At 61.6% G+C, this 809-nt stretch carries 2 protein-coding genes; both read right to left on the bottom strand.

Annotation, left to right across the window (positions count from 1 at the left end):
- A partial coding sequence (locus ACNAZA_RS22360; RefSeq protein ID WP_415798690.1) for a hypothetical protein occupies positions 1-257 on the bottom strand: 257 nt, incomplete at its 3' end.
- A 7-nt stretch (positions 258-264) separates the two neighbouring features.
- The coding region (locus ACNAZA_RS22355; protein ID WP_415798689.1) for an FAD-dependent oxidoreductase at positions 265-809 on the bottom strand (545 nt) is incomplete at its 5' end.

The following is an 809-nucleotide window of genomic DNA, read 5'->3' as shown; positions in this document are numbered from 1 at the left end:
GCCCGCTCCACCACGATGCTGTCAATGATGTAGCGGCCTTGGGCGTGCAGCACATGAAGCGGTTGCTCTGCGGTGGTGGACAGATCAACAAGCGTGGACAAGATGGGAGCTTGCGGCGCCTCGACAATGATGTGAGGCGCCGCCTGGCGCCCGTCAGGCGATGCGATCGTGACGCCGCCGGCATAGGTGAGCTGGGGCAAACCGGCCGAGCTGGTTTGTACCGCACGGCTGGTGCGCCCTGGTGTGATGAATGTCATTGCGTCCTCAAGTCGGTTGGTAGCGATACAGCAGTGCGCCTGCGGCATCGAGTCGTGCGCGCACAGCGCCATAGCTCAATCGGGCAATCGGCGTGCCGGAGACCAGACTCTCGACAGCCATATGGCCCACGCCTGTTGCCACTGCGTTGAGGAATGGCTCCAAACGGATTGCTGCAAACCCCATGGCTGTAGCGCTGATGCCCCAGCACACGGCCAGGTTGTCGCACTCGCCTTCTGGAGGAACAACGGCCCCCATGGGAATACCGAAGTAAACAGAGCCTTCAAAATCAACCTCCGCGCCATCCTCGGTCACAAAATGGCCGGGCCCATAGGCGCCTTCGCGCAGCGATCCGCCGGCCGGCTTTGCAAACTGTGTCTTGGCCTTGCTGTCGGCAAAGTACCCGCCGAAGGCGATTTGCTCAGGCCAATTGACCTGGTACATGGCATGCCAGTAATCAACTGTGTCACGACCGATGAGGCGGCGCCCCTCGCGGTGATAGATCTCGGGAGGGAATCCCTGGACAGCGCTGTAGACGCTGCTCCACTCGTCAG

The sequence above is a fragment of the Comamonas aquatilis genome (genome assembly GCF_965139575.1).
Taxonomy (GTDB): domain Bacteria; phylum Pseudomonadota; class Gammaproteobacteria; order Burkholderiales; family Burkholderiaceae_C; genus Comamonas; species Comamonas aquatilis.
The sequence above is the reverse complement of the archived record's forward strand: the minus strand, read 5'-3'. Positions and strand labels throughout refer to the sequence as shown.